This is a genomic window from Synechococcus sp. H55.9, assembly GCF_047462355.1.
Lineage (GTDB): Bacteria > Cyanobacteriota > Cyanobacteriia > Thermostichales > Thermostichaceae > Thermostichus.
On sequence record NZ_JANSJB010000135.1, the window covers coordinates 1 to 4,530 of the forward strand.

At 61.1% G+C, this 4,530-nt stretch carries 3 protein-coding genes; all 3 read right to left on the reverse strand.

Going from position 1 to position 4,530, the window contains the following annotated elements; translation table 11 throughout:
• Positions 1–77: 77 nt before the first annotated feature.
• A complete protein-coding gene (locus NW857_RS12325) occupies positions 78–1,367 on the reverse strand; it encodes a M16 family metallopeptidase (RefSeq protein WP_414337136.1) in 1,290 nt (429 codons plus the stop codon).
• A 61-nt stretch (positions 1,368–1,428) separates the two neighbouring features.
• Positions 1,429–2,733, reverse strand: a complete 1,305-nt coding sequence (locus NW857_RS12330) for a M16 family metallopeptidase (protein WP_414369113.1) — start codon at positions 2,731–2,733, stop codon at positions 1,429–1,431.
• A gap of 84 nt (positions 2,734–2,817) precedes the next feature.
• Positions 2,818–4,032 (reverse strand): site-2 protease family protein, encoded by a 1,215-nt coding sequence (locus NW857_RS12335; RefSeq protein ID WP_414335773.1) that lies wholly within the window; start codon positions 4,030–4,032, stop codon positions 2,818–2,820.
• Positions 4,033–4,530: the final 498 nt, after the last annotated feature.

The following is a 4,530-nucleotide window of genomic DNA, read 5'->3' on the forward strand; positions in this document are numbered from 1 at the left end:
GAGGCAAAACGCAAAGGAAAACCCCTTTTCCAACTGCCCATGCAAGACGGAGTCCCCTTTCTGGCTCGGAATTTTAATCAAAACACCAGCTCAACTTCTGCCAAGGCAGCTTCCGGCCCCACCAGGGCAATGGCCGGGTTGGTCAGATAGGTTTTCGCAGCTTGATGGAGCTGCTCTGGGGTGAGCTGCCTGACCTCTTGCAAGTACTGCTGGTCGAACTCCATGCCCAAGCCCAAAATCTCGTACCAGCCGGCCAGTTGCGCCACTTGGGCATTGGTTTGTTTGCTGAGGGCGTATTGGCCCAATAGCTTGCGCTGGGCCATTTCTATCTCTTCTGGGGGGAGCGGATTGGCCTGCAGACGGTGGATTTCTGCCTGCAGGCGCTCCAGGGCTACCTGGGTGTTCTCCGCCGCAGTGCCCATATAAACCCCAAAAGGAGCGGGATCCCGACGGGTGGCAAAAAAAGCCGAGACCTCATAGGCCAGGCCGCAGCGCTCCCGCAGCTCCACAAACAGGCGGCTGGACAGACCGCTGCCCAGGTAGGTGGCCAGCAATTTCAGGGCTGGATAATCCGCAGAAGCCGCAGGGGATCCGCGAAAGCCGATCAAGAGGGTCGTCTGCTGGGTGGGCTGGGGCAGCTTCAGCAGTTGCGGCTCCCTCAGAGGGGGTAGGGGAAGATCCAGGTCTTTTGGAGAGGGGCCGGGAACAACCCAGTCTCCCAAAGCAGCTTCCACTTGGGCAGCCATCTGCTCCGGCGGCTCTGGGCCGATCACCACCATCACCATTCCATCGGGACGACAGTGGGCCGCATGATAGGCTACCAAATCCTCGCGGGTCAGGGATCCCACCGTCTCCAGCCGTCCCAGCCCCGGTAGGGCGTAGGGGTGATCCCCGTAGAGGGCTTGCCGCACCCGATCAAAAGCCAAGCTGAAGGGCCGTTCCTGTTGGGCGCGAATGGCCTGCAGCATCAAATCCCGCTCCCGCGCCACCTCCGCCTCGGGAAAGCTGGGATCCCGCAGGAGCTCCGCCAGCAACCCCAGCAGCTCAGGAAAATCCGCAGCCACACAGCGCAGGCTGACCTCGAAACAGTCGGCAGAGCTGTCCACCCCCAGCGAGGCTCCCAGCGATTCCACCCAAGCGGCAATGGCCTGAGAGTTGTGCCGATGTGTCCCTTTGGTGAGGACAGCCGCCGTCAAGTGGCTCACCCCCGCCTGCTGCGGTCGCTCTGACCGGCTGCCGCCGCGGAAAAAGCAGTGGGCCGCCAAGATCTCCACCGTTGGGTTCTGGCCCAGCAACAGCGTGAGGCCATTGGCCAAAAGGACGCGCTGTAGACGGCCACGTTGGGTGGCAAACAGGGTAGCGTTCATGCAGGCAAGGGATCCCCGTCCAAAATCCGAAAATCAAGGGTCTGGGGCGTCGAGGTAGCGCTCAACGACAAGCCAGTTGCAGCTCCGAGACTGCCGCCGGATCCAGAGCAGTTGGCTTGAGAAGGGTGACCACATGAGCTTCCGGAGACAAGTATTGCTGGGCCAGTTCCCGGAGCTGAGCCGGGGTAAAAGATTGCAACAACTCCAGGTACTCTTGAATGCGTTGCACCCCACTCAGCGTCTCGTAGTAGCCATAGATACTCGCCAGTTGACTGGGAGACTCGGCGGAGAACAAGAACTCATGGGTGAGCATACGTCGGGTGCGATCCAACTCCGCTTGGCCGATGCCATCCTGCTGTAACTTTTCAATCTCGTGCAGGATGGTCGCCTCCACCCGCGCCACATCCTCCGGCTCCAGTTGGGCACTGATACAAAAAAGCCCTCCCTCCTTCAGCACCAGCGAAGAACAGCCAATGGCCCTCACCCAGCCCCGCTGTTCCCGCAGCAGATGAACCAGCCGCGAAGTACGGCCATCTCCCAGCACAGAAGCCAACATCTCCAAGCCACAGGCCTCTTGCCAATCGTCAATGCCGACGGTGGGCCAGGCCAATTTCAGGCGGGCTTGCTCCAAGCGGACATGGGTGCTCTCCCGGCGCAGGATCCCTTGGGGACGAGGCTGCGGCGGCATGGGGGGGCTGACCGCTGCCGGCCCGGCGGCAGAGCCACCAAACTGCTCCTCCACCAGAGCCAGCGCCTTTTCAGGTTCGAGGCCACCCGTCACCACCACCGTCATGGATTCAGGCCGATACCAGCCGCGGTGGTAGGCGCGCAGCAGCTCAGGGGTCAGTTGCATCAGGCTTTCTGGCGTGCCCAACACCGGTCGTGCATAAGGGTGCTCCCCGTAGGCGGTCTCCATCAGAAGCTGATAGGCGGTGTAGTCGGGGTTGTCGGCGGCGCGGCGAATTTCCTCCAGGACCACCTGCCGCTCCCGCTCAAACTCCTGCTCCGGGATCCCGGCCCGCAAAACCACCTCTGCCAGGTAAGGCAAGGTATCGGCCAGGTCGGCAGCGGCCACCGTAATGTAGTAGTGGGTGTAGTCTTGGCTGGTGGCCGCATTGGTAACTCCCCCCCGTCCTTCAACGGCCCAGTCCAACTCACCGGGGGCCAAACGCTCGCTGCCCTTAAACACCATGTGTTCCAGAAAATGGGAGATGCCCAGGCACTCCGGCAGCTCATGGCGTGCACCTGCCCGTACCCAGACATCAACAGTAACAGAATCGGCAATCGGGATGGGATGAAGGATGACGCCTAGCCCATTGCTCAGTCGGTGGGTGTAGGCGGGCAAAAGACGAGGAGCGCGATTCAAAATTCTTAACTAATAGAGAACACTCTTAATTATAGAGGGAAAAGGTCGCCGCGAAATAGCATTTGAGACTACTTTTCTTGGCATTTAAGGCTCGTTGTGCAGATCTGGGGATCCCTGCCAAGAGAGACTGGGGGATCCCTCGCCGGCCAGATTGTCCTCCACCTGAAATCCAGGGGGCCACTCTTGGCTGTCTCGCACCCGTTGCACCACCTCTTGGGGCAGCAGAACCCCCAACTGCCGGGCAGCCATGGCCACCACATCGCCCCGATCGATCAAGCCGGCAATGGCACCGCTGGGCGTGAAGACCAAAATGCGGCGCGGTTCTGCCTGGCGCATCATCTGAATCACCTGGGGGATGGGGGTCTCCTCTCGTACCCCCTGCAGTTGCTCCATCGGCTTGAGAATGGCCTTGAGGGTGAGGCGATCCCACTGGCTGCGCTCGATGTCGTTGAGCAGTTCTGGCCTGACCAACCCGCGGTAGCGGCCGTCTTCCTCGGCGAAATAAATCTCTGCTGGCTGAGCTGGGGCTTCCGGCTTGAGGGAAGAGGGCACCAGGTAGCGATCCACAAACTCCCGCAGGCTCATGTTGGCATCCAACACCCGAAACTGGCGGGTCATCACATCGGCAGCCTTCAGGCGGGCCAACACCTGCTGGAGCTGGGCATACTGGCTGTAGCGGCGGGCGGTGTTCAAAATAAACAGTCCGATCAGTCCCAGCCAGAGGCCATTCAGGCTGCCAGCAAAGACCGCCAACAACCCTAGCCCCAACAGGCCAAAGCCGACAAATTGTCCGGCCCGAGCCGCCCAGATCATGCCCTGTTGGCGATCCCCTGTCCAACCCCAGATGGCCGCCTTGAGCATTTGCCCTCCATCCAGAGGCAGTCCCGGCAGCAGATTAAACAGGGCAATCGTCAAGTTGATGGCAGCCAAGTTGGTGAGGGTTGAGGCCAGCATCGACTCCGGCACAGCCCAAGCCCGGGCCAGGCTGAAGATGAGGAACAGGCCCAGGCTGAGGAGGGGACCTGCCACCGCCACGCAAAAAGCGCCGAGGGGACGGGGGACTTCCCGCTCAATCGCTGCCATGCCCCCAAAAATAAACAGGGTAATGGAGTTAACCCTTACTCCGTAGGCGCGGGCCACCAGGCTGTGGGCCAGCTCATGGGCCAGCAAGGAGAGAAACAGCCCCAGCGCCGTCACCACGCCGTAGGAGAGCACCAGCAACAGAGCCGCCGGAAACCAGGTGTAGTCGATGAAAAAGGGGATCCCCCACAAGCTACCGATGCGCAGGCGACTGGTCATGGCCTTCAACTCCCTACACAGCTTTTTGCCCAGGAGGGCGCAGTTTTAAGACGGCAGGCAACCCTTCTGTCTGGGGATCCCTTCCTTTCCACTCTAGCCCTTTCCAGGCCTTGGTAACGGATCCTCCCACCTTGGGGGAGCTGGGGAAGACAGCCAGAGCACACGACACCCCCTGCCCCTTGACGATTGTGATAGCCTAGTTGGGCATTTGGATGGCCGGCGGGTCGGGCAACTCCTCTGGGACGGCCCTGGCCGGCAAGGAAAATCAAAACAAAAAGCCAGTTTCGTCGGGCTCCACGGGCAGCTTTGCAGGAGGGGTGTGGCTATGGTGTCGATTTCGTCCCGCTCAAGCGAACAGAGCAAAGCGGTGCCCTTGCTACAAGGGCAAGCGCTAGATGCTGGGGGCGAGTTCCCAGCAACCGCTCCGACGGCCGCTCCAGTGTTCTACCGCACCTACAGTCGGCGGCGCCCGGATGGCAGCCGCGAGACTTGGAGCGA

Coding starts and splice junctions, on each gene's coding strand:
- NW857_RS12325 (WP_414337136.1), bottom strand. CDS start 1,367: ATGAACGCTACCCTGTTTGCCACCCAACGTGGCCGTCTACAGCGCGTC.
- NW857_RS12335 (WP_414335773.1), bottom strand. CDS start 4,032: ATGACCAGTCGCCTGCGCATCGGTAGCTTGTGGGGGATCCCCTTTTTC.